Annotated in this window: 31 protein-coding genes and 1 pseudogene; 26 read left to right on the top strand and 6 right to left on the bottom strand. The window is 69.3% G+C overall.

Annotation, left to right across the window (positions count from 1 at the left end; translation table 11 throughout):
- The 16 genes from ACZ9QC_RS42765 (at position 1) to ACZ9QC_RS42690 (ending at position 9,503) form a co-directional block, all read left to right on the top strand.
- Positions 1-339, top strand: a complete 339-nt coding sequence (locus ACZ9QC_RS42765) for a hypothetical protein (RefSeq protein WP_472918067.1) — start codon at positions 1-3, stop codon at positions 337-339.
- A gap of 1 nt (position 340) precedes the next feature.
- Entirely contained in the window at positions 341-508 is a 168-nt protein-coding gene (locus ACZ9QC_RS42760; RefSeq protein ID WP_472918066.1) for a pRL2-8, read from the top strand.
- Positions 509-594: 86 nt separating this feature from the next.
- The gene (locus ACZ9QC_RS42755) at positions 595-1,557 is read left to right on the top strand and encodes an AAA family ATPase (protein WP_472918065.1); all 963 of its coding nucleotides are present in this window, start codon (positions 595-597) and stop codon (positions 1,555-1,557) included.
- Positions 1,558-1,660: 103 nt separating this feature from the next.
- The gene (locus tag ACZ9QC_RS42750; RefSeq protein ID WP_472918064.1) at positions 1,661-1,972 is read left to right on the top strand and encodes a hypothetical protein; all 312 of its coding nucleotides are present in this window, start codon (positions 1,661-1,663) and stop codon (positions 1,970-1,972) included.
- A 90-nt stretch (positions 1,973-2,062) separates the two neighbouring features.
- Entirely contained in the window at positions 2,063-2,740 is a 678-nt protein-coding gene (locus ACZ9QC_RS42745) for a GGDEF domain-containing protein (protein ID WP_472918063.1), read from the top strand.
- Complete coding sequence (locus ACZ9QC_RS42740) at positions 2,737-3,180, top strand: ASCH domain-containing protein (RefSeq protein ID WP_472918062.1); 444 nt, start codon at positions 2,737-2,739, stop codon at positions 3,178-3,180. Before ACZ9QC_RS42745 ends, ACZ9QC_RS42740 begins: the two co-directional genes overlap by 4 nt.
- Positions 3,177-3,467: a hypothetical protein gene (locus ACZ9QC_RS42735; protein ID WP_472918061.1), complete on the top strand. Its 291-nt coding sequence runs from the start codon at positions 3,177-3,179 to the stop codon at positions 3,465-3,467. Before ACZ9QC_RS42740 ends, ACZ9QC_RS42735 begins: the two co-directional genes overlap by 4 nt.
- A gap of 20 nt (positions 3,468-3,487) precedes the next feature.
- The gene (locus ACZ9QC_RS42730; RefSeq protein ID WP_472918060.1) at positions 3,488-3,661 is read left to right on the top strand and encodes a hypothetical protein; all 174 of its coding nucleotides are present in this window, start codon (positions 3,488-3,490) and stop codon (positions 3,659-3,661) included.
- A gap of 11 nt (positions 3,662-3,672) precedes the next feature.
- Positions 3,673-4,488, top strand: coding sequence for an Lsr2 family DNA-binding protein (locus ACZ9QC_RS42725; protein ID WP_472918059.1), 816 nt, complete (start codon positions 3,673-3,675; stop codon positions 4,486-4,488).
- Entirely contained in the window at positions 4,488-4,958 is a 471-nt protein-coding gene (locus ACZ9QC_RS42720) for a hypothetical protein (RefSeq protein WP_472918058.1), read from the top strand. The genes ACZ9QC_RS42725 and ACZ9QC_RS42720 overlap by 1 nt, the downstream gene beginning before the upstream one ends.
- Before the next feature lie 362 nt (positions 4,959-5,320).
- On the top strand, positions 5,321-6,397 hold the full coding sequence (locus ACZ9QC_RS42715; protein ID WP_472918057.1) for a hypothetical protein: 1,077 nt from the start codon (positions 5,321-5,323) through the stop codon (positions 6,395-6,397).
- A 20-nt stretch (positions 6,398-6,417) separates the two neighbouring features.
- Positions 6,418-6,771, top strand: coding sequence for an ASCH domain-containing protein (locus ACZ9QC_RS42710; RefSeq protein ID WP_472918056.1), 354 nt, complete (start codon positions 6,418-6,420; stop codon positions 6,769-6,771).
- Between the two features lie 422 nt (positions 6,772-7,193).
- Positions 7,194-7,421: a hypothetical protein gene (locus ACZ9QC_RS42705; RefSeq protein ID WP_472918055.1), complete on the top strand. Its 228-nt coding sequence runs from the start codon at positions 7,194-7,196 to the stop codon at positions 7,419-7,421.
- Positions 7,418-7,996, top strand: coding sequence for an RNA polymerase sigma factor (locus ACZ9QC_RS42700; RefSeq protein ID WP_472918054.1), 579 nt, complete (start codon positions 7,418-7,420; stop codon positions 7,994-7,996). The genes ACZ9QC_RS42705 and ACZ9QC_RS42700 overlap by 4 nt, the downstream gene beginning before the upstream one ends.
- Positions 7,993-9,138, top strand: coding sequence for a hypothetical protein (locus ACZ9QC_RS42695; RefSeq protein ID WP_472918053.1), 1,146 nt, complete (start codon positions 7,993-7,995; stop codon positions 9,136-9,138). The genes ACZ9QC_RS42700 and ACZ9QC_RS42695 overlap by 4 nt, the downstream gene beginning before the upstream one ends.
- Positions 9,139-9,290: 152 nt before the next feature.
- Positions 9,291-9,503, top strand: coding sequence for a hypothetical protein (locus ACZ9QC_RS42690; protein WP_472918052.1), 213 nt, complete (start codon positions 9,291-9,293; stop codon positions 9,501-9,503).
- Positions 9,504-9,619: 116 nt separating this feature from the next.
- On the opposite strand, the gene ACZ9QC_RS42685 is transcribed toward ACZ9QC_RS42690, so the two are convergent.
- On the bottom strand, positions 9,620-10,927 hold the full coding sequence (locus ACZ9QC_RS42685; protein WP_472918051.1) for a ParB/RepB/Spo0J family partition protein: 1,308 nt from the start codon (positions 10,925-10,927) through the stop codon (positions 9,620-9,622).
- A complete protein-coding gene (locus ACZ9QC_RS42680; protein WP_472918050.1) occupies positions 10,924-12,078 on the bottom strand; it encodes a ParA family protein in 1,155 nt (384 codons plus the stop codon). Before ACZ9QC_RS42680 ends, ACZ9QC_RS42685 begins: the two co-directional genes overlap by 4 nt.
- Before the next feature lie 441 nt (positions 12,079-12,519).
- Between ACZ9QC_RS42680 and mobF the strand changes: the two genes are divergently transcribed.
- Together mobF and ACZ9QC_RS42670 are read left to right on the top strand one after the other, a co-directional pair.
- A complete protein-coding gene (mobF, locus tag ACZ9QC_RS42675) occupies positions 12,520-14,373 on the top strand; it encodes a MobF family relaxase (RefSeq protein ID WP_472918049.1) in 1,854 nt (617 codons plus the stop codon).
- Between the two features lie 140 nt (positions 14,374-14,513).
- On the top strand, positions 14,514-14,711 hold the full coding sequence (locus ACZ9QC_RS42670; RefSeq protein WP_472918048.1) for a hypothetical protein: 198 nt from the start codon (positions 14,514-14,516) through the stop codon (positions 14,709-14,711).
- A gap of 343 nt (positions 14,712-15,054) precedes the next feature.
- Here the strand turns inward: ACZ9QC_RS42670 and ACZ9QC_RS42665 are convergent, their stop codons facing one another.
- The gene (locus tag ACZ9QC_RS42665; RefSeq protein ID WP_472918047.1) at positions 15,055-15,240 is read right to left on the bottom strand and encodes a hypothetical protein; all 186 of its coding nucleotides are present in this window, start codon (positions 15,238-15,240) and stop codon (positions 15,055-15,057) included.
- A gap of 1,095 nt (positions 15,241-16,335) precedes the next feature.
- On the opposite strand from ACZ9QC_RS42665, the gene ACZ9QC_RS42660 reads away from it, so the two are divergent.
- The 8 genes and pseudogenes from ACZ9QC_RS42660 (at position 16,336) to ACZ9QC_RS42625 (ending at position 22,854) form a co-directional block, all read left to right on the top strand.
- Positions 16,336-18,219: an ATP-binding SpoIIE family protein phosphatase gene (locus tag ACZ9QC_RS42660; RefSeq protein WP_472921970.1), complete on the top strand. Its 1,884-nt coding sequence runs from the start codon at positions 16,336-16,338 to the stop codon at positions 18,217-18,219.
- A 189-nt stretch (positions 18,220-18,408) separates the two neighbouring features.
- Positions 18,409-18,624, top strand: a complete 216-nt coding sequence (locus tag ACZ9QC_RS42655; protein ID WP_069757814.1) for a hypothetical protein — start codon at positions 18,409-18,411, stop codon at positions 18,622-18,624.
- 481 nt (positions 18,625-19,105) lie between these two features.
- Entirely contained in the window at positions 19,106-19,969 is an 864-nt protein-coding gene (locus ACZ9QC_RS42650; RefSeq protein WP_472918046.1) for a replication-relaxation family protein, read from the top strand.
- Between the two features lie 95 nt (positions 19,970-20,064).
- Positions 20,065-20,362: pseudogene (locus ACZ9QC_RS42645) on the top strand (hypothetical protein).
- A gap of 531 nt (positions 20,363-20,893) precedes the next feature.
- Complete coding sequence (locus tag ACZ9QC_RS42640; protein WP_472918045.1) at positions 20,894-21,331, top strand: hypothetical protein; 438 nt, start codon at positions 20,894-20,896, stop codon at positions 21,329-21,331.
- The gene (locus tag ACZ9QC_RS42635) at positions 21,318-22,169 is read left to right on the top strand and encodes an RNA polymerase sigma factor (RefSeq protein WP_472918044.1); all 852 of its coding nucleotides are present in this window, start codon (positions 21,318-21,320) and stop codon (positions 22,167-22,169) included. Before ACZ9QC_RS42640 ends, ACZ9QC_RS42635 begins: the two co-directional genes overlap by 14 nt.
- 141 nt (positions 22,170-22,310) lie before the next feature.
- Complete coding sequence (locus ACZ9QC_RS42630) at positions 22,311-22,436, top strand: hypothetical protein (RefSeq protein ID WP_472918043.1); 126 nt, start codon at positions 22,311-22,313, stop codon at positions 22,434-22,436.
- Positions 22,437-22,584: 148 nt separating this feature from the next.
- Entirely contained in the window at positions 22,585-22,854 is a 270-nt protein-coding gene (locus tag ACZ9QC_RS42625; protein WP_472918042.1) for a hypothetical protein, read from the top strand.
- A gap of 29 nt (positions 22,855-22,883) precedes the next feature.
- Here the strand turns inward: ACZ9QC_RS42625 and ACZ9QC_RS42620 are convergent, their stop codons facing one another.
- The 3 genes from ACZ9QC_RS42620 to ACZ9QC_RS42610 form a co-directional block, all read right to left on the bottom strand.
- Entirely contained in the window at positions 22,884-23,768 is an 885-nt protein-coding gene (locus ACZ9QC_RS42620) for a hypothetical protein (protein ID WP_472918041.1), read from the bottom strand.
- Between the two features lie 40 nt (positions 23,769-23,808).
- The gene (gene ku, locus ACZ9QC_RS42615; protein WP_472918040.1) at positions 23,809-24,717 is read right to left on the bottom strand and encodes a non-homologous end joining protein Ku; all 909 of its coding nucleotides are present in this window, start codon (positions 24,715-24,717) and stop codon (positions 23,809-23,811) included.
- An 84-nt stretch (positions 24,718-24,801) separates the two neighbouring features.
- Positions 24,802-25,011 (bottom strand): DUF6207 family protein, encoded by a 210-nt coding sequence (locus ACZ9QC_RS42610; RefSeq protein WP_472918039.1) that lies wholly within the window; start codon positions 25,009-25,011, stop codon positions 24,802-24,804.
- Positions 25,012-25,226: the final 215 nt, after the last annotated feature.

The following is a 25,226-nucleotide window of genomic DNA, read 5'->3' as shown; positions in this document are numbered from 1 at the left end:
GTGACCCGCACGCGCATCGAACGCGTCCGCGCCGCGGCCGGGATCGCCTCACTGGCCCTCCAGCAGATCGAGGACGACCTTCGCGCCGACGACGTCGACCAGGAGGAGCTCGCCGCGATCCTGCGCGAGCTCATCGAGGACACCGACCCGCCCGGCGGCTTCCTCGCGGCCGTGGCGCAGCTGCTCACCGCCGCCGCACGCCGTGCCGAGCAGATCGAGCCCGACCGCGACGGAGACGCCTCCTGCCCGCTGCACGAGGCCGCCGCCCTGATCACCGACGACGCCGGGCAGCGCCTGATCTGGTCTGCCCGCGCCCTTCACCCGCAAGGAGACAGCTGAGATGGCGAGCGCGAAAGCGACGAACCCGCCCCGGGGGCAGTGCACGCAGTGCTGGTTCCACGCGTACGCCAGCCGCGATGCCCACGCCGGGCTCGGTCCGCGCGAGGACTGCCCGCAGTGCGTGGACCACATGAAGAACGGCCACCCCGCCCACATGATCGTCCGCTGACGGCGCGCGAAGCCGTCCCGTTCACCCACCACGCCGGGCAGCGCCTCCACCGAGCTGCCCGGCACCCTCACCATCAAGGAGTCCGTATGACCGCGCCGTACTACCCGCAGATGCCCGAGAACAGCCTGGTCGTCCTCATCGGCCCAGCCGGGGCCGGGAAGACCACCATCGCGAACACCTGGCCCGCCTCGCAGGTCCTGTCCCTGGACGCGCTACGCGAGACGGTCAGCGACGACGCGGGCGACCAGGACGCCACCGGCGACGCGGTCGCCGCCCTGCACCTGCTCCTGGAGGCGAGGATGCGCCGCCGGCTGTTCACGGTCGTCGACGCCACCAGCGTCACCGAGGCGGCCAGGCGGCCGCTGGTCGCCGCAGCCAAGCGGCACGACATGCTCCCCATCGCGCTCCTGGTCGCCACCCCCGGCACGGTGTGCGTGGACCGGCAGGGCGCGCGGCCGGCCAACCGCCGCGTGCCGGAGGAAGTGGTCATCCGGCAGCGCAAGGACATGGTCGACTCACAGCGTCGTGGTCTCAAGGCGGAGGGCTTCACCGAGGTCGTCTACTCCGAGAGCCTCTACCGGCTGCTGCCGTTCCTGGAGCGCCTGAGCGGGGCCCGGCAGGCCGACCTCGGCCTGGACGGCAGCGACGGCCTCGGTGACCTGAACCTCGTGGCCCGGATGTTCGGCGAGGAGATCGTGCCGCTGTGGCAGTGGAAGCCCGGCTCGAACGTCGCCGGCGGCGACCGCGTCGCGGAGATCTGCCTCGGTCAGATGTACCTCACCCTCGCCCTGCGTACCGACGTGGACGGCGAGGGCGACGTCGGGTTCGACGTCATGGTGCCGTGCCCGCACGACGTCGAATGCGACGGCTACGCCTGGGTGCCCGCCTACAGCGTCACCTGCCTGTTCCGCGCGCTCAACGGCGACCTGGACGACGACGAGGACATCTTCTGCACCGTCCACGGCCCCAACACCGGCGACGACCAGGACGACGACCCCGAGGGCCGCGCCGACCTCGAAGCGCAGGCCAGGGAAGCGATCCACGCATGAGGTGACGGGCGCTCCGTGCTGCCCCGACCCCGGCCACCGCGCCGGGGCCGGGGCGGTCGCGATGGCCCCTCAACCCCCGCGAGCACGAGAGGAGATGGACGTCATGACCCTGCCCTACTTCGAGGTCGACGTCCCGACAAGGAGCACCACCCAGCCCGGCCTGGAAGGCGTGCACGTCTTCACCGGCCGGGCCGACAGCCGCAGCGCCGCCGTACGGATCGCGCACGAGGTCTACGACGCGGCACGCGCCGCGCGCGAGGCCGGACTCGAGATCCCCCACGACCGGCCGGACGGCTGGGGCGCGTGCGGTTACCGGCCCGGCTGGGAGCTCGTCTGGCCCGCCGCGATTGTCGGCCGCTGGAACAACCCGTACAGCTGGACCCGCGTCGCCGACGACGGTGACTTCGAGCTGTAGCTACGCCCCGGGACAGCCGCTCTGCTTGCCGGCTTCGACGGCTGCCCCGGGCCCACCCAACCCGTACGAGACGAGAGGGAGATCCCCAGTATGGACTCCGTCCTGCGCGCACAGGCCCGGATCGGGCAGCGTGCACTCTTACTGACCACCGCAGCCGTCCCGCTGACCGGCTGGACCGTCCACGCTATCGCCCTGCACCGGCGCCTGGCGACCGCGAAGAAGGACCCGTTGACCGGGCTGCTGCGCCGCGACGCGTGGACCGCCCGGGCCCGGCAGGTCCTGGCCCGCCACGGCGGCAACGTGGCCGTGGTCCTGGTCGACGCCGACCACTTCAAGGACATCAACGACGACCTCGGGCACGCGGCCGGGGACGTCGTCCTCACCGCGTTCGGCGCCCGGCTCACCGCCTGGGCAGGCCGTAGCGCGTCCGTCGGTCGGCTGGGCGGTGACGAGTTCGCCGTCGTGCTGCCGATGTCCCGCGGCCGCCGCGAGGTCCGCCTCACGACGTTGGTGAGGATGCTGCGCACGCCGGTCGTCCTGGACGACGGCCGCACCGTCGACGTCGCCGCCTCGGTCGGCGCCGCGACCCCGGACGTGATCGGCTCCCGCGACCTGTCCCTGCTGCAGCGGGCCGCCGATGCCGCCCTCTACGACGGCAAGCACTCGGGCCGCGCGCACCTCGCGACGAAGAAGCACGCGACGGTGGCGTCCATCAACGGCCGGCGCGGGGGCCGCCCGGGCACGAGTGTGTGGGGTCGAGCCGCATGAGCCTGGCCACCCTGCCCGAGGGCGACTGGATCCGCGGCATCACGATCCGCCAGCCGTGGGCCACGTGCATCCTCGCGGGCAAGAATCCGGAGAACAGGCCGGTGCACTGGCCGTGGGAGGGCTGGGTCCTCATCCACGCCGGAAAGAAGAAGTCCGAGCCCGCCTTGCTGCGCGACCCGCTGGTCGCCACCGCGATCCGCGGCCGCGAACTGCCCTTGGGCGCGGTCATCGGCGTCGCTCGCCTCACCGGCTGCCACCCGGACCAAGGGCCGGAGCGGTGCCCGAGCCCCTGGGCGGAGCGCGGCGCGCACCACCTGGTCCTCGCCGACGTCCAGGAGCTCGCCCTGCCCGTGCCCGCCAGGGGCGCGCTCCCGGCCTGGAAGCCGACGCCGGAACTGCTGGCGCAGGTGGTCCAGCAGCTGCCCGGCTTCCGGCCGTGACCCGCACGGGACGCAAGAAGGAGAAGCCGCCGTTCGAGCCGGGCCTGATCCCGGCTCCCGGCGAGCTTCTCGTCTGGCGCGACGGTCAGCACTTCGACCGCTGGCAGGACCTTGCCTGCACGCTGTGCGGCTGGCCCACACCCATGCGCTCCCACTCCGGCGAGCCCGTGCACAAGGCGTGTGCCGAGGCATGGATCACCGCCAACCCCGTTGAGGCCCGCCGCGGGCGGTTCGCCTCCGACCTCACGCCGAAGCCCAAGACCAAGGGCCAAGGCGACCACTCCTGACCTCCACCTGGAGGACCCCCATGAGCAGCACCGACCGCGACGTCGACCACGCCCTCGCCTACCCCGAGCCGCCCGCCTCCCCGCTCTGGCACCGCCACGGCGCGAAGGCCCGGCCGCTCACCCCCGCCCAACAGCGGCGCAACCGGGAGCTGCTGGACATCGCCCAGCACAAGCCCCGCACCACCGCCGCGTAGGAGGGCCGGCCATGTTCACCGACATGACAGAGGCCCTCGAAGCGGAGGCCCTCGAACTCACCCCGCTCGGCAGCAGCCAGAGCGCCGCAGCCTCCCTGGTGGTCGCCCACCAGGCCCGCGACAAGGACGACCTCGCCGACCTACTGGGCGCGCTTGGATTGCCCTGCGGCGAGGGCGACCTTGTGACCCTGCTCCCACACCTCACCAGCCCTGACACCCCGACGACCGGAGACCCGATGCCTGCCAACGCCTTCACCGCCACCGCCGCCTCCATGCTGAATAACGGCGACAGCCCCGAGCACGTCCGCGAGACCCTCGGACTGTCGGAGAGTGAACTCGCCGAAGCCCTTCAGTTCACCGACCAGGACGACCCCACCCCGGACACCAACACCGACGCCCCGCAGGCGGCCGGCCCCGTGGACAGCGACGGGATCGAGGCCTTGCTCTCCTGGGCGAAGAACCACCCGGCCGCCGTGATCCGCAACAAGGCCGCCCGGATCCGCAGCGACCTCTACGAGCTGACCGCACGCCGCGAGACCGACGCCGCCCAGCGTGAGGCCGAAGAGCGCGTCGCCAACCTCAAGGCGGAACTGGAGAAGGCGCAGGAGACGCTGCGCACGGTGAAGGCGGGCGGCCGTCCCACGGCGCCCGCCGATGCTCCCGCGCCGACCACCGGTACCAAGCGCAGCAAGGAGCAGCTGGCCGCGATCCGGACCTGGGCGCGGGCCAACGGCCACCAGGTTGCCGACGCCGGGGTGATCCGGAAGTCGGTGGCGGAGGCCTACGACGCCGCCCACCGCACCACCGCCCCGGCGGAGGCGAGCTGATGGACACCAAGCCGCTCACCGTCGACGGCTTCCTCTACACCGTCCCCGCGCCCGGCGACGGCCCGGGCACCGCCCGGTTCGAGTTGGTCGTCTCCCCCACCGATGACCTCGTGGACGACGTTGTATGGTCCTGCTCCACCAGTGACCCCCGGATCGCGGACGCGCTGCTCACCGAGATCCAGTCCGGCGACCTGCTGCACGTCTCCGGGTTCCTCACCCAGCTCGACGACCCGGCTCAGCCCGCCCGGCTCACCGTCGACGCTCTGGAGGTCCTGGCCCCCGCACCGGCCCGGGCGCTGCAGGAGATGGTCCTCGACAGGTACGGCGACTACGTCGTGGTGTTCGACGCCGACGCTGAGGCCGTCCCGGTCTTCACCGCAGGCGGGCAGTGGGTCGGCACGGCACAAAACCCTGACGCGATCGGCACGCTGATCCAGATCCACGAGCGCGTCAACGGCGGCGACGGATGACGGACAGCTCCGGACCCGCGAGATCCGCAAGGCGGTCGGCGTGGGCACCGACGGCGGCCCGTCCTCCGGGTCCGTCGACAACGCTCTCACGCAGCTCTCGGAGCGCGGCCTGGTCGTCCGTGTTTCCCACGCAGCGTGGGCCCGCGCCGCCCAGCCCGGCCAGTCCTGGCCCCTGCTCCCTCGTCAGGCCCCGAAGCGCGCCTCTAACCGCGGCCAGCCCCGACCGCTGACCCCGTCGTCGAGGACCCTGCCCCGCTCCGGGTCGGGGTCCCGCCTCTTGTGACCCACCCTCCGGCCCGGCTGTCCCCCGGGACCGGCCCACGCAGTCACAGCACCTCACCCACATGAGACGAGGCACAGCAATGACACTCATCAGCCCGAACACCGTGCTCGCGAACGCTCTGACGAACGTCGAGGACGTTCTCGCCCCGCGGATCTGCGCGAGCAAGCGGGAGCGGATCGCCCTGGTGGTGGGCACTCAGATCAACGGCGCCCCGCACGCCGGAACCTCGCTGGTGCAGTCGATGGCGTTCGCCACGGCCGCCCGGCTCCACGACCGCCACGGCCTGCCCGTGGAGGTCAGGTTCTCCGCGCTCGACAACGCGCCACACGAGATCGTCACCGACCCCGCGACGGGCAACCGCTACCAGCTCGCCTACGCACAGGCACTCGGGACGGACGGCATCGCCGGCCTGGTCGGCACCCTCTACCGGCCCCTGTTCGACGCGCTGTCGGAGCGGCTGTCCGTCCCGTACAGCGTGGAGACCTACTCAGAGCAGCAGCAGACCGCGGTGTTCCGGGAGACGTGGCTGCGGGTCCTGCCCCGGCTGGAGGCCGCCCGCCTGTGGCTGGCCCCTTCCACGGGGGTGCCGCACCTGCGGGTGCCCTGCCCGTACTCGTGCGGGTGGGCGGAGAAGCACGCGGAGCGCACCCGTGTGCAGCTGGTCGGCAGCGGTCTCGCCCGGGTGTCGGCGGTCTGCCTGCACCACGGCCCGTACATGGGCACGATCACGGCGACGGGCGGCGGCTACCTCGACCTCGCCACCCTCTACCGGAACATGGTCAAAGAGCTGGCCGCGCTCGGGGAGCACGGGGTTCTGCAGGTGATGGTCAAGGGCACCGACTGGATGCCCGGCAGCCTCCTGGTCGACGACGCCCTCCAGGCCGTCGGGCTGACCCGCGGGCAGCTGCCCGCGCGGCTGTTCTGCCCGATGATCGTCGCCGAGACGGGCGCCAAGCTCTCCAAGAGCCTCATCCGATCCGGGGACGCGGCGTTGCCCGCTGGCGCCGAACCCTGGATGCTCGACACCCGGAAGTGGCCCGGCACCGTGGGAGAGTTCGCGGACCGCCTGCTGCACCTGGCGGGCTTGTTGCTGTCCCACCCCCGGCACTTCTTCCGCTCGTACTCGGCTGCGGAGCTGTCGCGGCTGATGTCCTGACCCGCAGGGAGCCCGACTACATGAGCACCACCTCAGCCCGCGTTATCGAGCTGAACCTGTATCCCCAGTACTTCGACCTCGTGGCCGCAGGCCGCAAGACCCGGGAGGTCCGGGTGAAGTACGCCAAGTTCGAGGGCCTGACGGCCGGTGACCTGATCCGGTTCTCCGTGAAGAACACTGACCGGTCTTGCCTGACGCGGGTGACACGGGTCGCGGAGTACGCCTCCTTCGAGGACCTCCTCGACACCGAAGGGCCGTCCCAGGTGAACCCCGAGGCGACCCGTGAGGAGCAGCTCGCCAACATCCGGCGCATCTACGGTCCGGAGAAGGAGAGGCTCGGCTGCCTGGCCATCGGCATCGAGCTGGTCGACTGACCCACGCAGAAGACGAGGCCCTCGGCGCCCCTCCACGAGGGCGCAGCCGGGGGCATTTCTGCGTTCCGGGGCTGCCCACCTGATGCGCTACAGGGGGAGCCGGTAGGGAGCCGTGTCACCAGCCGCAAACGACACCGTGACCAACTGGTGCGCCGAGGTGCTGGGGGACGCACGGGCACAAGAGTCCGCCGCCAGCGAGTCGGCGCGAGTAGCAGTGTGTTCGTCCGCAGAGTGGCTGCCGTGTGCTGCAACCGAGTTGCAGCTGCGCAGGGCGTGGGTGGGTGCGGAGCGAAGGCGGTTCCCCCTCGCGCGCCATTGCCCGCGAAAAAATCTTGGTTCGTCTGTTCACGCGGGCGGCCTCTCGGGCCTCTCATCCATGGACGGCCGATCCGTCCCGCTGTACGACGAGAGGATGGGGTGCGATGGATGCTGTCACTGTGGTCGGGGTCGCGGGCCCGGCGCTTGCCGGCGGGCTTACCGCGTACTTCCGCTACCGGGTGCTGCACGCTCGGGCGGCCCGCAGGCACCTGGCCGAGGTGACGCGGGCGGCGGGGCCAGGTGGACACGTGTGCCTGACCGAGCGGCGCCGGGGGCGGTACGTGCGGCTCACCGTGAGCCGTCGTGGGGGTGAGGGGGACGAGGCAGCGTGACGACTTCGGGGGAGCCCACGGACGCTGACCCGCCGGTGGACCTGTCCGTCGGCGGGGTCGAGGACCGGGCCGCAGAACGCGCCGCCGTCGACGCGGCGTTCTCCGCCTTCTACCGGGCCGACTTCCCGCGTCTGGTCGGGTACCTCATCCAGGTAGGTGCCGGTCGGGAGGACGCACTTGACGCCGCGCAGGAGACGATGCGCACCCTGCACCAGAAGTGGGGCGAGGTACGCCACCCCCAGGCGTGGGCGCGAACGACGGCCCGCCGGGCGCTGATCCGCGCGCTCGGCTCCCTCCGGGAGGAGGCCCTCGCGGAGCCGCCGGAACCAGCTGCGGCGGCTCTGGTGGGCGACCAGGCCATGTGGGAATCACTGGAATACGACGAGGTGTTGGCCATCCTGCGGGAGCTGCCTCCTTGCCAGCGGCAGGCGCTGGCTCTGACGTTCGATGAGCTCAGTCCGGCGGAGATCGCACGGATCCTGGACGTGCCCGCGAGTCAGGTGCGGGGCAACCTCGCCCGCGCGCGCCAAGCCGTGGTGACAGTGCTCGGGAAGCGGAAGGGGGAACGTCAGTGACCGCTCACAGGGACGAGCATGGGCCCGCCGACCCGACCGACCGCGAGCTGACGCGGCACCATGAGGCGTTCACAGCGAAGATCGAAGCAGCGCTGGATGTCGAAGCCGGCCTGCGCGACATCCTTTTCCAGTCCCGTCATGAAGCGTTCACGGTGAAGGTTGAGACCGCTCTGGACGTGGAAACTGGCCTGCGCGACATCCTCACACCTCCCACCAACCAGATGCCCAGCACCCCTCCTGCCGTAGCCCCGCCTGTCGCCAACACAGCCCCGGGCAGTAGCAGGTGGCAGGCCACTCCGGCTCAGCGGCTGAAGCTGCGCAGCAACTCCCGCGTGGCGGCAGCGAGCCGCGTGCTGCGTGTCGTAGGGAACTGGGCCAGCACATCCCTCCGTGACCTCGACCGCGACCGCGCCCACGGCCTCGCCCGTGACCCCGTCCGCGACCTCGACCGTGACCCCGAGCTCGTCCCCGTCCTCGTCCGCGACCTCGACCGCGCCCTTGATCTCGCCCGTGCCCTCGACCTCAACCTCGACCTCGACCTCGACCTCGCCCGCGCCCACGGCCTCGCCCGTGACCTCGCCCGCGCCCACGGCCTCGCCCGTGACCTCGCCCGCGCGCACAGCCTCGCCCGTGACCTCGACTTCGACCGCGCCCTCGACCTCGCCCTCGACCTTGGCTACGACCTCGATCGCGGCCTCGACTGCGCCCGCGCCCGCGACCTCGCCTTCGCCCTCGCCCGCGCCCTTGACCCCGCCCGCGCCTTTGATTCCGACCTTGTCCTCGCCCGCGTCCTCGACCTCGTCCGCGACCTCGCCCTCTCCCTCGACCGTGACCTCGCCCGTGCCCGATACCGGTGCCTGCAGATCATCAATGACGAATACACGCAGGCCGTCGGCGCGCCAGTGGCAGTGGACGAGGAATCCCTGGCGAGTCTCATGGACGACTTCACCACGGACGACCTCAGCAATGCGGATGTACGCGAGGACGACATCAACCTGACCGGAGTCAGGTGGTCGGACGGCACCACATGGCCCGCTTCCACCGACATCTACCGTCTTAAGCGACGTTCCGATCGTCAGGAAGACGGATCCTGGATCATCCGTGCCGGCACCGGGAACGTACGCGAGAACATCCTCTCTTGACCGTTCTGCGACCACCCTTGGCGAACCCACAGGCCAGCGCCCCGCATACTGCCCGGGTCCGTGCTGGCTGCTTCGTTTGAGGCCATGACGATTTTGCTGGCTTATTCCGTGCCTGGCAGGATCGTCTGGCCTCAAACGGTGGATCATCGGAGATGGACGAGGGCTTCCTGACCGACCCTGCTTTTGATTACCTCAGCAATGACGACTACGACCAGATCAGCGACGACTGGGCCGAACAGGCCTACGCCGAACTCGCCAGCCAAGTCCACGGTAAACAAGCGTCCCTGCGCCCCACCACGACAGCCGCCCCCCCCACCACCCGCACGACGCCGACATCACCACGCTCTTGGCCAACGCCCTTGTGAGGGTGAGCGGTGACCGCTACGACCCTGTCAAGATGACGAGGCGAGGGCCTGACTCTTCCCGTGCTTCTGGTGAGAGCCAGGCCCTAAATTGTCCGCACGCTGCGGTTCTTGGATGGTCAGGACGTTGGGGTCTGGCTGGAGAACTCGTCGAGGAGCGTCCGCAGGGCGTCAGGGTCGCGCTGCGCGGCCATCGACAGCATCTCCTTCAGCAATTCGAGAGACGGTTCCTGGCCGGCCTTGTCCCAGGACCGCATGACCATGACCCGCGCGGCCACTACGAAGTCCGGCGGGGTCATCTTCCACTCCAGATGCAGAGCCACGTACCCCGGGTCGTCGTACGGCAACTTCCGCGGCTGGCCGTTCCCCTGCTGCTTCGTCCCCTCCGCTGCGCTGGCATTCAGATCGTGTCGCTGGCCAGGCAACGCCGAAGAGGACTCCGTGGGCTTCCTGTCGTCCGATGCAACGCCGCGCTCTACTGCCGTGGAGGTGGGCGCCGGGACGGGAGTCTGCTCCGTCGGTTTGTTGTCCGCGGACAACAAGTTGGATGAGCGCTCAGGCTTCGCCTGGATCGCCTTCGGCTTGCCGGCCTTGTTGTCCGCGGACAACAAACGAGTCTCAGTCGGCGCCACCTGAGTTTTCTTCGCCGCTTCCAGAACAGCCCGCTCCCGCTCCTTCGCCTCGACGGCGGCCTCCTTCGTCAGCTGGAGGTAGTCCAGCAGAGCAACCGCATCGAGCTCCGGATGGTCCTTGAGGCGGCGGGCAAGGGACCGTCCGTCTCGCTCAGGCAGCGTGCCGGCGCTGAGCATGGCCTGCAGTTCCTCCGGCAGCTCCAACAAGGCGAGCTGGTTCGTCACCCAGGAACGGTCCTTACCCAGACGCTCCGCTGCCCGGGTGCGTGCACCCCGCTCGGACTGTTCCGCGCAGATCTGCACGAGTTCATTGACGCCGCGCGCGCGCTCGATGACGTCGAAGTCCTCCCGCTCCAGGTTCTCCTTGAGCAGGTGGTTGATGAACTCCTCACGAGAGACCGCCAGGTCATCACGGACCACGAAGTCCAGTGCTTCCAGCCCCACATGGACACCGCTGTGAAAGCGGCGCTCGCCGTTGACCAGGACGTGCTTGGCCGACCCGATCCGATCCGCGTGATCGGGCCACAGGGCAAGGTAGGCGTCCCGCGTGACGGCTACGCAGGCGGCCAGCTGAGCCTGCCGGAGCTCCTCGCCGAACCGGGTCTTGTCCTCGTCGGTCCCGAAGTTGCGCCGCGGGTTGAGAGGAGTGGGGGAGACCTCGTCCAGGCGCAGCCGCACGAGTTCGTAAGCGGGAACATCTCCCTGCGTGACGGCCTTGGCCCGGCCCCGGGCACTGCGCCCACGGGGAGCCTGGCTGAACGAAGAGCCGGTTCCGAGCTTGTCGGCGATACTCATGCGCTGATCCTCCGTGCGATGGTGCGCATCACCTCGGACTGCTCACCGTAGGGGGCGTGGACGAGTAGGGGCTGCTTCACGCGGACGGCCTCGCGCTGGTCCTTCAACTCCGGGACGATCGCGAGAACCGGCGGGTCGCCGATGTTCTGCCACGCGTCCAGGGACGAGGTCGCGACGAACCCTTTGCGGCTGTCGTACATGTTGACGACGAAACCCAGCATCGCGATGTCGATGTCCATGTCCTCGACGAGGTCCTGGACCTGGTCGAAGAGCATGTCGTACGCGTCGGCGGAGGAGTCCTCCGCGAGCACGGGGATGACGATGCCGGAGGTGTTCTCCTCCTCTCCCTCCCGCCTGCGGCTGTAATAGAGGGCCGTGTCCATGCTGTACCCGAGGCTCGGAGGGCAGTCGACGAGGATGTAGTCGAAGTCCTGCTCCAGGAGTTCCAGAGCCTTCTCCAGCGCCGTCTCCTTGATACGGACGCTGCGGCTGGTGGCGAGCTTCGCGTCCAGGAGGAAGGCGTCCTTGCAGGCGGGGAGCAGCCACAGGTGATCTTCGAAGTCACCGCCCTTTATGGGCGTGAGGAGGTCCCGCAGTTCTCCCTTGGCCTCAGCGAGCATGTGCTTGGCCAGGCTCGGCGCGTCAATGTCGAACAGGGGATGTCCCAGCTGCTTCGTCAGGTGACCCTGGGGGTCGAAGTCGATGAGCAGCGTGCGGTGTCCGGACTCGGCCAGCGCTTGGGCGACACCAGCGGAGACGGACGTCTTGCCCACCCCGCCCTTCTGGTTGCCGAAGACGATCCGGCGGGCACCTGTAACCCGCGCCGGCTTCGGTCGCGGGGACGGGTTGCCGTCCAGCCAGAGGCGGATGGACTGGGCGATGCCCTGGTTGTATGAGATCCCTTGGGCCTTGCAGTTCGTCTTGAGCTTGTCGTACAGCCCAGCCGGCAGATAGGTCGCGAACGACGTTCCACCGGACGTGTCGACCACCGGGCGGTTCTTGGCCTTGCGCCAGGCCTCCACACCTGCGGTGACGGCGTCCTGGATGTCCGTGCCCAACTCGGCAGCACGGATCTTGAGTTCCTTGCGAAGCTCAGCCGGTAGCTTCGCCACTACCTTTTCCCGATCACTCGGGTCGTATGGCACGGTCATGGCGCTACCTTACTCACTTTGAAGGTTCCGCAAGTAGCACAAGACCTGTGTCGTTCGGTGGTGTTGTTGTCCGCGGACAACAACACCACCGAACGACACAGGCAGCCGTACCGCTCTCCCTCCTGACCTCTTCCACCTCCACACGGTGACTACGTCAGGTGCGGCGCGGAGCTCACGCTGCAGAACGCTCGAGCCCCCGCCACGTTGGCTCTCAGGGAGTAGGTAGGTAGGCGTGACGTGAGGGCGTGAGGTCTGTGTGACTGGGTGCCGCGCAGTATTTGCATGGCCTCATGGCGCCCGCAGGGCGGGCGCGACGTTGTCGCCGGCGCCCGCCCTGCGGGATCGGCCGTGAAGTTCCGGTGAACTCTCCCGCCCCACGGGACCGCTCTTTTCCGCAGGTCAGAGCCAGTGTTCGCTGCCGGTATGATCAGTGTTTCGAAGGTGCAGAGGCGGAATGCCTGGCGGTACTACGTCCGTGGAGTCGCATTCGGGGACGGGCGTCGTCCCGTCGGCCAGGCGTTGAAGGACGCGCAGGAGATGGCCGGGCTCCCGCCTGGGATGTGGAGAGGGCGCGGCCTGGCCGCGCTCGGGCTCACCGCCGGGCAGACGGTGACGGAGCGGCAGATGGAGTTGGTGTACGGCGAAGGCCGGCACCCGGACGCCGACAGCATGGAACGCAGGCTCCTGGACGACGGCGAGGATCCGGAGACGGCGCGGCTGGCCACGGTCCTCGGTCAGCCGATCGAGGAGATCGAGCAGCGCGGGCAGGCCCCGCTGATCGCCCTGGACTTCGTGTTCCGGCCGCAGGCATCACTGGTCGTGCTGTGGGCGCTGGGGGATGCCAGGACGCGCCGGGTCATCGAGCGGGCGCACGAGCGAGCCGTCGCCGCGACGCTGCGCTGGCTGGAGGATGAGGTCGCCGAGGTCCGGTGGGCGTCCGGCCGCCAGCGCGCGAAGGCCCCGGCCCTGGTCGTCGCGGCGTTCCGGCACTTCGACAACAGGGACGGGTTTCCCCTCCTGCATGAGCACTGCCTGATCCTGAACCGGGCGCAGCGCCCGGACGGTTCCTGGTACGCGCTGGACACCGTCCGGCTGTACAAGAACATCGTGGCGGCCGACACGCTGTACACCTTGGAGATGACGACCGAGGTGTGCGAGGAGCTCGGGCTGGCGACCGTGCCCCGGGAGGTGACGCCGGGCCTGCGCCCGGTGATGGAGATAGCCGGGGTCGACCAGGAGCTCATCGACTGGTCGGCCACCCGCCGCCGCCGGATCGAGGACGTCCTCAAGGGCGTCACCGACGAGTACGTGAAGAAGCACGGTCGGCTGCCCGGCGAGCGCGCCCGCCACGGTCTGGCCTGGTGGGCGGCGCAGGAGACCCGCCCGGACAAGAAGACACCGCGCCCGCTGGACCAACTGCTCGCCTGGTGGCGTGTCTCCGCGCTGCTGAAGTTCGGGCAGCGGATGGTCGACGGGCTGCTTCAGCGGTGCCAGGCGGCCGGGGCGGCGATCCGGGCCCGGGTGGGGCCACTGGTGGACACCGCGCTCGCCACCGTCGACGTCGCCGCGGTCGTCTTCACCGTGCGCGGGATCTTCTCCCGCCGCCACGTCCTGGCCGAAGCGCGACGGCATCTGCTGGAGACCCTGCGCGGCCGCGCCTACGTGCCCGGCATCGACAGCCACATCGCCGACCGGGCCCTGGAGCGCTACGGCCGTCAGCTCACCGTGCCGCAGAAGGGCCGGCGAACCCCGGCCCCGGACCAGCTCTCCTACACCGCCGACTTCGCCTGGCCCATCCGCTGGTGGATCGCGGGCACCGATGGGAAGCCGCCGCGTGAGTCGACCCGGTACGAGCGGGCCCGGGTCGCCAGCCTCGCCCTGCAGAACGCGATCCGTGCTGCCCTCACCGCCCCGCCCGCCGTACGAGAGGAAGCGCCGGCCGCGACCACGTCGGCCGCACCGCACGCCGTCGACCACCCGGGCCGGAACGCCGCTCGAGCTCCGGCGCAGCGGGCCGCTGCCATCCAGGCCCACCAGCAGGCAGCGATGCCGCAGGAGTACCTGGAGGGCCGGACGACGGCCCCCGAGACGTGGATGACCTCGCCGCAGAACCTCGCCCGTATCGCCGCGCTCACCTACGCAGCAGAAGCCCGCGGCCGCACGCTCGAAGAGCAGGCGGACCAGACGAGGCAGGCGGACCAGGCGGAGCAGGCCCCGGCCGCGGCCCCGGGCAGTCAGCAGCACCACCCGGCGCAGCCGGACCAGGGCAGGGGAGCGGGCGGCCGCGGCCGCTGAGGAAGACCGGAGCCCGCCCGGCGGAACGGACGGCGAAGTCGTCGGGCCAACTGCCGGGACGCGGCCGGCACCCACGTACTGGAGGCGGCGGGGACGGGCGAGGGTGCGGGGGACCGACCCGCCGAAGCATGGATGCCCGCATGGTTGACCCGATCCCGCCGTACCTCACGCCGGAGCAACTGAAGCACCTTCAGCAGCTCGCCGAGGCGTCCCGACTGCGCGTGGCACTGCGTCCGTCCCCGGAGCCGCCGCCGGTCCGGCGCCGCTCGCGGCAGTACCTCGGTGGCCGGCCGAACTCGTGGCGGTCCGCGCGCCTGCGACGACGCCGCCAGCGGTGAGTACGGGGGCGTCCCGGCATCCGGTGCGCGCACCGACGATGTTCGTGCGCCCGCCGTGCACCGCGCCGCGAACATCGGGCGCGCACGGCCAGCCGCGCCGCGCGCACCGACGGAGTCGTGCACTCCGCCGGGACCTACCGGTGCGCACCGCGATGTCCGCGAGAGTGTCCGGCATCCCCTGGAGCGCATACGCTGAGTGACAGTGCGCGGGCCGGCGCCGACGGCGTGCACCCCGTGTCCAAAGGGGCCGCACCGGATGCACGCCTTGAGAATCAATCCTTGTCGTTGTCGAAGGTGTCGACGCGTTCCCTAGACCGCCTTCGCTACCGTCCGCATCGTCCTTTTAAGGCCAGACGGTGAGGATTAGAGCGATGCCGGCGATACATAGGGACAGCGTGCCGCCGAAGGCGATCCCGCCGCGGGTGATCGCTGCCGGGACGGTTGTTCCGTCCCACCGGGCCAGTGCGGCTGCGGCTATGCCTGAAGCAAGCGAGAGGGTCAGGGTCACGGTGAGCAGGATGAGGATCACCGTGGAACGGTCGGGGGACACGTTGCGGCACCGCCTGTAGCTCGTGCTGACTGGTAGTCGGTCGATCACCAGAAGGAGTTCCACCATTCACTCCCGCGGCAAGATGGGCGAAGGGTTGGATGTTGTTCCGGCAATAAGGCAGGGGTTATCCCGGAACAACCTGTGGGGGGCGCTGGGGTGGGGGAGAAATCGAGGACCGGCAGGCCTTGGGGGCCTCCGCGCGGTAACTGCGCAGAGATCAACGAACTGGTTGCGCTGCTGCGGGATTGGCTGGACAGCGCGGGAGTGGCTGTAGGCGAGCTACACCAGCGCCTGACTCCTGACCACTTCGTGGGCGGCCAGATTCCAACGCTGCGCCGGTTACGGGGACAGCTGGCGGGCGAGGGTCTGACTTGGGATCTTGTCGAAGCGGTCGTTGATATCTGCTTCCCGAGCGACGACAACGCCAGTGTCAGCCAGCGGCTCGTGCGACCGCGACACCTATGGCAGGTGTCGCAGAGCGCTCCGACTGCCGTGGACGGCAGCGGCCCTCAAGTCACGGCCCGGGAACTCCTGGAGGCACAAGGTCAGGCCATCAAGGCTTATGAGGAGCTGAACCGAGCACGTCGCGCCTTTGAGGCCAGTGAACAGGGGCGCCAACAGGCCTTGCAGATTGCCACAATTCTGGTGGGCATGCTGGGTCAGGCGCAGGCCAAGGTGCTGGATCTCAACCGGCGCATCGACGCTCTGCAGCGTTCCGTTCCGGAAAACCTGGGCGAAATTGGGCATCTGCAGCAGACAATGCACCGGGCTCAGAGCCAGGAGCGAGAGCTGCGCACCCAACTGGCCCGAGCGGATGAGGAACGGAAAACAGCACAAGCCGTTGCGGATCACGCCGCCCGTAGGATTGAGCAACTGGAATCCGAGCTCGAAGCCCTCAAGACCAAAGCCGCAGCAGTCCGGGCATACAACTTCGACGGGCAGGCACTACCCGCTCCCGCCACCGCACGCCACGAGCCTCACGACGCGGCCCTCGACGCTGTCGACGAGACGTTGGACAAGGTGCGCTTCGTGCTGGAACGGGAGCACGGTGCTGTTCAGGAGGCAGCCGAAGGTCTGGGGCTGAACGTGGCCGTACCGCCCGTCGCACCCTCAGAGCCCCGCGGTCAAACCATTCCCGGACAGGCCACCGAAGTCCGGTTCCCGACATCGACCGTGAACAGCCCTTCTGCCGGTACGCAAGCGCGAGGACAGTTGTTGCGAACAACTGCGAACAACTCGCTGCCCAGCCATTCAGACCCGTCTGAGATGCCCGGGGACGAGACAGACGGATCCCTCCACCACATGCGGTTCATCGGGGCAGCCACCGAGCGTATCGCCGCCGGATCCAGCGTGGAGGAGATCGTCATGGGACTGGCGGTAGCGGCTGTGCCGGAGTTCGCGGAGGGCATCCTGGTCTACCTTCCCGACCCTCTTGAGGACTACGAGACGATCACTCCTCTGAACTTCCGGCTCGCCCACCACCACCACCACGCAGCCTCCACACCTTCGCCCGCACCCTTGATGCTCCTGGCGCCCGAGGAACGACTGACTGCGCAACCTAGAGGGGCGCTGGCGGAGGTCTTCAACAACATCCGTCCGGTCGCCGTCAACGACCCGCTCTCTAACGCTGCCCTGAAGGAAATCACCAAGCTGTCCCTCACCCCAGACCTCAGCGCTGTCATCGCTCCCCTGTGGAGCAAGCGGCGCCTCCTAGGGGTGGCCGTTCTGATCCGGCAAAACCAGCCGGATTTTGAGGACACCGAGGTACTCATCGCCGCGCAGATGGCCACTCACACCGCATTCGGTATCGACCGGGCACTGCTGGCCCGCAGTCAGGCCTACTTTGCGGGCGAGTTGCAACGCACCATGCTGCCGGACTCTCTGCCGTGGCTGGCAGGTGTACGACTTGCCAGTCGATATCTGCCAGCCGTTGAAACCGCCCGGGTGGGCGGTGACTGGTACGACGCCATTCCGTTGCCGGGCGCCCGCGTCGCCCTCGTCGTGGGCGACGTCATGGGTCACTCGATGACCTCCGCCGCGATCATGGGGCAGTTGCGCACCACCGCGCAGACCCTCGCGGGTCTGGACCTGCCTCCGCAGGAGGTGCTGCACCACCTGGATGAGCAGGCGCAGCGGCTCGGGCCGGACCGCCTGGCGACCTGCCTGTTTGCCGTGTATGACCCTGTGGCTCATCAGATCACCATCGCGAGCGCGGGTCACCCACCGCCCATACTGCTACATCCCGGCGGGCGGGCCGAGGTACTGCGCGTGCCGCCCGGCGCGCCGATCGGTGTCGGCTGGGTGGACTTCGAGGCAGTGGTGTTGGACGCACCGACGGGGGCGACGCTGCTGCTGTACACGGACGGGCTTGTTGAGTCCCGGCTGCGGGACGTATGGACAGGCATAGAGCAGCTGCGGGAGAGGCTCGCCGCGACCGCCCAACTGATCGGGCCGGACCAATCGCTGCCGCTGGAAGTGTTGTGTGACGAGGCACTCGATCTGCTCACCCCTGGGGAGCGGGACGATGACATCGCGATGCTCGCGGCCCGCTTCGATGGGATCGCACCCGGCGATGTCGTGTACTGGTACTTGGAGCCGGAGGAGCAGGCGCCGAGCCGAGCCCGGCACCTGGCCCGAAGTGCGCTGCTCGGCTGGGACCTAGAGGAGATGACGGATGCGTTTGAGCTGCTGATCAGTGAGGTCGTGACCAACGCCGTGCGGTATTCGACTCGACCGGTGACCTTGCGCTTGCTGCGTACGGAGGTGCTCAGATGCGAGGTCTTTGACGACGTGCCGCAACTGCCGCGGATCCGGAGAGCCGACGAATTGGATGAGGACGGCCGCGGACTGTTCATCGTCAATCGCCTGGCCAAACGATGGGGGGCGACACGTCTCTCCAGCGGAAAGATCGTCTGGTTCGAAGTGGCGCTACCGATCTCCGGCGAACGCGAAAGCTGAACGTGTGGCGGCGACGCAGCATGCCTGCGGCCTCCACCGTAAGCGGCGGAGGCTGTGCGGGCCGGTCAAGGCCGGAAATCCAGCCGGGCAGAAGCGCTTTGCCGCCAACGATCAGTAATCAACCCACCGCGTGGAGTGGTTCGAGCTACTTGTGGGCTGGGACGTTCGTGTGACGGGGAGGGCTGGCTGATGGTTCTGTCGATCAATGTTGCGGTTCTGCTGGCGGTCATCATCGTCGTGCGGTTGCGGCGGCGTACGGAGGCCCGGAGCCGGAACGACGAGAAGCTGACCGTCGTGATCGTGTTGGTATTCGGTGTGTTGATCGCCCCGACCGCGTTCGGCCAGACCGTCTTCGACGTCGTCGGCCAACTCGCGCAGGGCGTTACCCAGTCGGGCAGCCCCTGAGCTCTGTGCCCTTCCAGACACCGCCACCCCGAGGCTGCGGCGGTGTGGCATCGGCCACGGACGAACCATCCGGTCAAGGGGTGGTCAAGGGTCGAAACGGACACTGCGGGCCGGGATGAACAGACCGCGGACAAGGGGTACTTCCTCACGGTGGCTCCGGCCCGTACGTCTCGCGCGTGCGGGCCGGGCCTGTCACCGATCCGGCCGCGTACGGCCGGAGGATCCCGAGGACGCGATGACCACCGCACCCCTCCCGCCAACCCCGCCCGTCCCGCCGACCGCACCAGCGGGCTCGGACGGCGCTGCGACAGCGAGCCCCGCAGCGAGCCCTGTAGCGAGCCACGCTCCCAGCCCCGCAGCTCCGAGCCGCCATCTGGCGGTTGTCGCTGATCAGACTCCCGATTCGCCCGCCTGGGCCGGTTGCAACTCCGCTTCTCCCAGCACTGATGTGCCTGGAGAAGCGTCCCTAGCCCGGAAGGCGGTGGCGAAGGCCGGCGCGGACATCCGCGGTGAGGTCCTCCTCACCCTCGCCCAGCTGCGTCTGGCCACACCCCGCCAGCTCAAGGCACTGCTGCTGCCGCACCAGCAGGACACCGACCATGCCCGCCGCGCGCTGCGCAACCTGCTCGCCGAATCCCCGGCCTTGGTCGGCCGGACCCACCGCGCCCAGCAGAGCTACTGGTACTGCACCCCGGCGGGCCTCGCCGAAGCCGCGGCCTCCGGTGAGCTCGCGCCGACAGCCGGCCGGACCACCGGGAAGCGCATCGCCGCCAGCAAGACGGGCCTTCGGGAGCACGGCCTCGCCCTGGTCGACACTGTCATCGCCTTCCACCAGGCGGAGATGGCCGACCACGCCGACTGGCAGGTGGAAGTCGCCCACCCCACCCCGGCCGGAAACCTCGTGCCCGACGCCGTGGTGCTCCTGGCCGACGGCTCCAGCGCGTTCGTGGAGATCGACCGCACCATGTCCTACGCCCGCCTGGTCGCCAAGCTGGAGCGCTACGACGCCTACCGCAACGCGCCGCCGGCCGGGCGCGGCAACGCCGCCCGCGCCCCGCGCAGTCACTGGCAGGAGACCTACGCCGGGCCGTCGATGGACCGGTCCTTCCCGCCGGTGCTGTTCGTCTTCGCCTCGACCCCGCGGCGCGCGGCCCCGGCAACGAGGGAGGCCGCCTTCCACGAGCGCGCCCGCCACGTCCACAGCGTGAAATACCGGCTCATCGTGGCGACCACGACGCTGGCGCAGTTGACCCGGCAGGGGCCCGATGAGCCGGTGTGGCGAGTGGCCGGCCGCGGCGTGGGGGAGGAACGCTGCTCTCTGGACGCGTTGCCGAAGGCGCGGTGAGCGCGGCGGGCCCGGCCCGGCCTGGGTGAAGGGAGGCACGGGCCGGGCCCGCCGCCGCGCGGGCGCTGTCGGTGGCGGCTGCGAGGCTGGACGGCATGAACGGAGACGAGCAGCTGCGCAACGGCCGGGTCTACGGCCACGACCACGACGACCCCAACCCCGGTCCGCTGCCGCACCGGACCTACGCCGCGCTGACAGGCGGGCCGCTGGACGGGTTGCTGCTGGACATCACGTGATGGCGGCCGGAGGAAGTCGACGACGGTGCTGCCTTGTCCACCGAGCTCGGGAAGTTCCCTGGTGGTCGGTCGCTGTACGACCCGCGCCCTGGCGAACAGCGCATGCCTGGCCCGGGGTGTGAGCTGCCGCTTCTACTACTCCGGCGACACACCCTGACCACGGCGGATCGCTGGCAAGCTCGGCGCAACGAGCCCCGGCCGCAAGAAAGCGGCCGGGGCTCGTCATATTTCGCAGGGGCCTGAGAGATCCCGAGATCTTTGGCGAGAGCAGGTTCCTCTCAGACCTTCCGTCACCCGTCGGGTGGCGCGGCAGCAGGACGCCGGACCGTCCCCGTGGGGCCGGGCCGCCAGCGAGCTGCCAAAACGACTCCTCTTTGGGAGGCGCCGTCACCATGGATAAGCGGCGGGAACCGTGAACCGTGCAAGAGATTATGGAACTCACCTCTGTGAACCATGTCACCTTGAGAGAGGTGCATCCAGGGGCGTTTCGACTGTTCGTGCTCTGGTTCAATGCATGGCAAAACAGAACAAGGGCCAAGCAGGGCCCGCCACTTCATGAGGTCTTTGGCGAGAGCAGTGGGGTGTGCGTGGCTTCCGTCGCCCGCGGGGAGGGGGCGCCGATATCGTGTGAGCGGTTCGGCGGCCCCAGCCCCGGCGTCGGCTGGCCCCCGACCGAGGGGGGACCTTCGTGGGTTCTTCTGTGCGCGCCCGTATCAAGAAGATGCGTCAGCGCTTCGTCCGCATGACGCGCCGCGTCTCGTCCGGCTTCCGCCGAGGGGTGCAGGCGGTCGACCTCTGGATCCAGGATCACCATGTCGCGGTGGTCGTCACCATGTTCGTCCTGCTGATGACAGGCGCTGGGGCACTGTTGTGGACTGCCTGGGAGGAGGTGATCGGTCTGGCGAAGGAACTCGCACCCGTCGTGACGATCATCTCGATCATCGCCAGCGCGTTCCTCGGAGTCATCAAGTGGTTCCGTAAGCGGCGGGCCGCGCGGATTCGCCGGGAGTCCGCCGCGAACACCGCCGTACCGCGCGCTCGTGAGACTGAGTCGGACCGGCCGGCGAGCGCCCCCGATGCACCCTCCGGGAGCTCGGGACAGGAGGGCACCGATGGCCCGGACTGACACCCATCCGTCACTGGACGACCAGTACCGCTTCCAGCTCGTCATGGACATCGAGCGCTACGCGGAGTCTGCAGACACCGACCGAGACATCGACCGGCGGAGGGCCCAGATCTACGAGGTGCTCCGCGAAGCCTTCGCGGCCGCCGGTCTGGACGGGGACAAGCATCGCATCGGCAACGAGACTCCGCCGGAGGAGGCCGACTCCGCCGATGTGTCCGAGGACGCCATAAGCCACGCTCAGCGGAAGGAGTACGGCGACGTCGACGGTGTACCCTTCGCGGATGCCGAGGAGTGGATTCCGCTCAAGGACTTCGACGAGTTCTACCGCGAACACCGTTTGCGCCTCATCGCGTTGGTGCTCAGGGTCATGCGGGAGCACGGGTACGAGGCCCCCATCGACCCGGAGGACATCCTCCAGGACACCATGGAGCTGGCCGTGCGCGACTGGCCGCGCATCGGCCGGATGATGCACCCGGACAAGTACTTGCGCACAGTGGCCGCCCGGGGTGTCCTGCGAGCGATGAAGAAGTCCTCCCGAGAGGTGTCGACCTCCACGGAAGGGCTCCTCACCTTCTTTGAAGGGCCGCTCGCCGAAGGTGTCGAGCGGAGCGCCGAAGATGTGATCGTGGCGCTCCTCCTAAACGATGCTCTCAAGTCGCTGCCGCACCGCCAGGCGCAGGTGCTGCTGCTCACGGCGCACGGCTGGAGTGACTCTGAAATCGGGGACCGTCTCGACATTGCCCCGGCCACCGTGCGCTCCAATCGTCGTCATGCCAGGAAGATCGTCGCTGTGAAGCTGCACGAGTTCCTGGGGGAGCGCGCGGGGATCATGGACTGAGAGCTCCCGCCCAGGGATCTTGGGGCCGCCGGATAAGAATCCGGCGGCCCTCCTGTTTGTGCCAATCCGGTAGGTCTGCGCACCGCGCGGGAGGTCAAGGTGCACGCTCCGCACCGCCGGGTCATCTTCACCATGTACGTAATGAAGCGGCTCAGCCGCGACGCCACCGAACTCACCGCCCTGACGGACTACCTCACCGCCCACCGCCTGGTCCGAAGCTCTGGCCAGCCAGTGATCACCCGTGGCAGGCTCTTGCTCTCCGGATGATGGGAGTGTCTCGATGCAGGGCTGGGCGGAGACAGAAGGCGAAGTGTGTGCCGACTGCAAGGCAGGACCGAGTCCCGAGAACGCCCGCGTCGGGGGCGGGACGCCCTACGAGATGTGGCACACGTCCGACTGTCCGACGTACGTCATCATGCGGATCAACTTGGAGGCGGGCTCCCGGCGGGTCGAGGAACAGGAAGCGTGGGCTAAGGAAGTCTTCCCGGCCGCGTTCGAACGACTGAAGCAGGCCGCCGCCGTGATCCCGCCGGGCACGGCGGCTCAGCCGTTCGTCGACGCTCTGACCGAGCTGGTCCAGGCGCAGGCCGACACCACTGGCTTCGTCGTCCTGCGCCGGTGGGCGGAGATCCTGGAGCGGCACTTCCCTCCGGAGCTCCCCGACCCTGACTACACCACCGAGTAGACCGACCACGGCACCGACTACGCTGCCCGCTAACCCGACCATGACTCCGACCACGGCTGGTCAGCGGGTGCTGGGCCGCTACGCGCCTTCCGGAGCGGGGAGTTGGATCCCCCGGGCGCGCGAGACCCAGTGGGTGCGTGCCGTGGGGGCAGCAGGCTGTAGTCCAGGGTGCGCAGCCCTGATCCCTCGGTCAGGTGCCATGGCGCGATCCTCCACAGCCCGTCCCGGTCGGGGAACGGCTCGACCGGGCAGCCGGTCAGCACCAGGTCCCAGCGATCCGTGCTCCCGTTGTCACGGTCGTCTTCCGCCGTCACCGTGCCGAGCACTCTGTGCGGCAGCTCCCGCCCGGCCTGCTTCGCGTGGAAGTTCTCCGAGAGTTCCTTGATGGTGAACTCGCGCTGCAGGTAGACGTCCGGGCTTGTCTCGCGGGGTTCCAGGACGATGACGCCGGCGGCATTGGGCCGCCTGTCCTCATCGGCCACGACCAGGTCGCCGTCGAACCGTAGCTGCACGCGCCGGTCGCTGAGATTCTCCAGGATCAGGACCTGCTGCAGCACGAGACGGTTGGCGCCATCCTGCTGCTCGGGAAAGTGCCAGGTCTGCCCCTGCGGCCAGGGGTTGCACGGCATCCCCATGCTGGTCGCCGCCAGCGGATCCCACGGCGGGGGACTGAGCTTGAGAGTGACTTCCGGGGCCTGGGAGTCGAGCCGGCTGCGGACGGCGTCGGCGGCCATGAGCTGGCTGACCTTCAGTGCTTTGCGCGTGAGGTACCCCTGCCACACGACGCCACCCAGGGCCAGGGTGGTGACAATCGAACTGAGGGCGTCCCAGATTTCTGACAGGGCGGCGATTGTGGCCCCACCCGTATGGGCGCACTCCAGCGGCTCCCGCTGGAGCTCTCCGTCCCCGACCACGCTGCCGCCAACCCCCGACCATGGCCCCGACCACGGCTGGTCAGCGTGCTGGCGTACCGCGTCGACCGCCCGGGCGCCCGGCGGTCCTCGAGGAAGTCTTCGGGGAGTGTGCCTTCTTCGAGGGCGTCGCCGGTGCTTCGGCCGTATCGGTGCCGAGCGTCTCCCCGCGTGCCGTCCGGGCCTTGCTGACGGACTCCTGCAGCGTGGCCATCAGGTCCACCAGTTGTCCCGGCAGGGACGCCGGCGCCGGGGCCTGCGGCGGGGGGCGGTCTTCCTGCTTGGCCTCGATCACCGCGTGCAGGGCGTCGGTGTACCCGTCGGTGAACTCGGGGCCGGTGAGGTCGTCGCGGGTCATGGCGTCGATCAGTGCCACGGCTTCGTCGATCTCGTCTTCGTCCAGCTGGACGGGAGGCGGGGCCACGGTGGTGGGGTCCCGGATTTCGTCGGGCCACAGAAGGCCGTGTAGAGCGATCACGTCTCCCCGGACCCGCAGCAGACCGAGTCGTTCACGGCCGTGCCACGCGTACCGTGCGACAGCGACCCGCGAGGCACGCTTCAGAGCACGGCGAAGGACCAGGTACGGCTTCGCAGCGACGGCCCCCTGAGGCTGGAGGTAGTACCCGGCGCCGATGCGCAGCAGGTCGACGGCTGCGGCCGGGATGAACGCGATCAGCTCGATGGCGCGGACTGTGGGCAGCGGCAGGGCCCGCAGCTCTTCGTCCGTGACCGGGATGACCCGGCCGTCCGGCAGTTCGTAGCCGCGCCCTATCTCTCCGAAGGTGACCTCACGGTCCTCCTGCTCGCACCAGTAGCGGTTGCGCACCAGAGCGTTGTCGACGGTGTGGATCCTCCGGAAGCGCACGCTGTGGTCCTCGGTCGCGCTCAGGACCATGATCGGAACGCTGACGAGCCCGAACGAGATCACGCCGTTGAAGATGCTCGCGGGCATGGCACACCTCCGCAGCCCCGAGCACTCCCAGCCTAGGAGCCCTGTCACGGACCGGCACGAGCACGGCCAGGCGCTCGCCGCCAGCTACGTGTCGGCGTTCTCGTGCAGGTTCAGGAAGAACCGCAGCCGCACGCCGGGCTCGCCGGGCTCCCGGGTCGTGCGGTCCGCCGGCGCCACCGCGCACCGCGCGGCGAGCAGCTTCTGGATGGCGAACGCGGTCTCGTCATCGGCGGCCGCGACTTCCACCACGGCCAGGCCGGGCAGCGCCACATGCGCTTCGTTGATCTGCTTCATGTACGGCAGTACGCGCCGACGCCCACGGAAGTTCTCCCACCCGAGCCACTTCACCCGACCGAGTAGGGGCGCGCGCATGTCGACGACTGAGCCGGTGCTGGCCCCACCTGACGGCCGCGCCACCTCGCTGCCCCTGTTGCACTGGATATTGCAGTAGGCGCTGCGCCAAGGTGTTGCGGCTGGTGTTGCGCTGGATGTTGCGCAGGCCCTCTCAG

This window comes from Streptomyces sp. HUAS MS02, assembly GCF_055702265.1.
This window is presented reverse-complemented; position numbering and strand designations above follow the sequence as displayed.

Excerpts from the sequence above, each read along its gene's own strand:
- ACZ9QC_RS42760 (WP_472918066.1), top strand. The coding sequence starts at position 341 with ATGGCGAGCGCGAAAGCGACGAACCCGCCCCGGGGGCAGTGCACGCAG.
- ACZ9QC_RS42755 (WP_472918065.1), top strand. The coding sequence starts at position 595 with ATGACCGCGCCGTACTACCCGCAGATGCCCGAGAACAGCCTGGTCGTC.
- ACZ9QC_RS42750 (WP_472918064.1), top strand. The coding sequence starts at position 1,661 with ATGACCCTGCCCTACTTCGAGGTCGACGTCCCGACAAGGAGCACCACC.
- ACZ9QC_RS42745 (WP_472918063.1), top strand. The coding sequence starts at position 2,063 with ATGGACTCCGTCCTGCGCGCACAGGCCCGGATCGGGCAGCGTGCACTC.
- ACZ9QC_RS42740 (WP_472918062.1), top strand. The coding sequence starts at position 2,737 with ATGAGCCTGGCCACCCTGCCCGAGGGCGACTGGATCCGCGGCATCACG.
- ACZ9QC_RS42730 (WP_472918060.1), top strand. The coding sequence starts at position 3,488 with ATGAGCAGCACCGACCGCGACGTCGACCACGCCCTCGCCTACCCCGAG.
- ACZ9QC_RS42725 (WP_472918059.1), top strand. The coding sequence starts at position 3,673 with ATGTTCACCGACATGACAGAGGCCCTCGAAGCGGAGGCCCTCGAACTC.
- ACZ9QC_RS42720 (WP_472918058.1), top strand. The coding sequence starts at position 4,488 with ATGGACACCAAGCCGCTCACCGTCGACGGCTTCCTCTACACCGTCCCC.
- ACZ9QC_RS42715 (WP_472918057.1), top strand. The coding sequence starts at position 5,321 with ATGACACTCATCAGCCCGAACACCGTGCTCGCGAACGCTCTGACGAAC.
- ACZ9QC_RS42710 (WP_472918056.1), top strand. The coding sequence starts at position 6,418 with ATGAGCACCACCTCAGCCCGCGTTATCGAGCTGAACCTGTATCCCCAG.
- ACZ9QC_RS42705 (WP_472918055.1), top strand. The coding sequence starts at position 7,194 with ATGGATGCTGTCACTGTGGTCGGGGTCGCGGGCCCGGCGCTTGCCGGC.
- ACZ9QC_RS42690 (WP_472918052.1), top strand. The coding sequence starts at position 9,291 with ATGGACGAGGGCTTCCTGACCGACCCTGCTTTTGATTACCTCAGCAAT.
- ACZ9QC_RS42685 (WP_472918051.1), bottom strand. The coding sequence starts at position 10,927 with ATGAGTATCGCCGACAAGCTCGGAACCGGCTCTTCGTTCAGCCAGGCT.
- ACZ9QC_RS42680 (WP_472918050.1), bottom strand. The coding sequence starts at position 12,078 with ATGACCGTGCCATACGACCCGAGTGATCGGGAAAAGGTAGTGGCGAAG.
- ACZ9QC_RS42670 (WP_472918048.1), top strand. The coding sequence starts at position 14,514 with ATGGTTGACCCGATCCCGCCGTACCTCACGCCGGAGCAACTGAAGCAC.
- ACZ9QC_RS42655 (WP_069757814.1), top strand. The coding sequence starts at position 18,409 with ATGGTTCTGTCGATCAATGTTGCGGTTCTGCTGGCGGTCATCATCGTC.
- ACZ9QC_RS42635 (WP_472918044.1), top strand. The coding sequence starts at position 21,318 with ATGGCCCGGACTGACACCCATCCGTCACTGGACGACCAGTACCGCTTC.
- ACZ9QC_RS42630 (WP_472918043.1), top strand. The coding sequence starts at position 22,311 with ATGAAGCGGCTCAGCCGCGACGCCACCGAACTCACCGCCCTGACGGAC.
- ACZ9QC_RS42625 (WP_472918042.1), top strand. The coding sequence starts at position 22,585 with ATGCGGATCAACTTGGAGGCGGGCTCCCGGCGGGTCGAGGAACAGGAA.
- ku (WP_472918040.1), bottom strand. The coding sequence starts at position 24,717 with ATGCCCGCGAGCATCTTCAACGGCGTGATCTCGTTCGGGCTCGTCAGC.
- ACZ9QC_RS42610 (WP_472918039.1), bottom strand. The coding sequence starts at position 25,011 with ATGAAGCAGATCAACGAAGCGCATGTGGCGCTGCCCGGCCTGGCCGTG.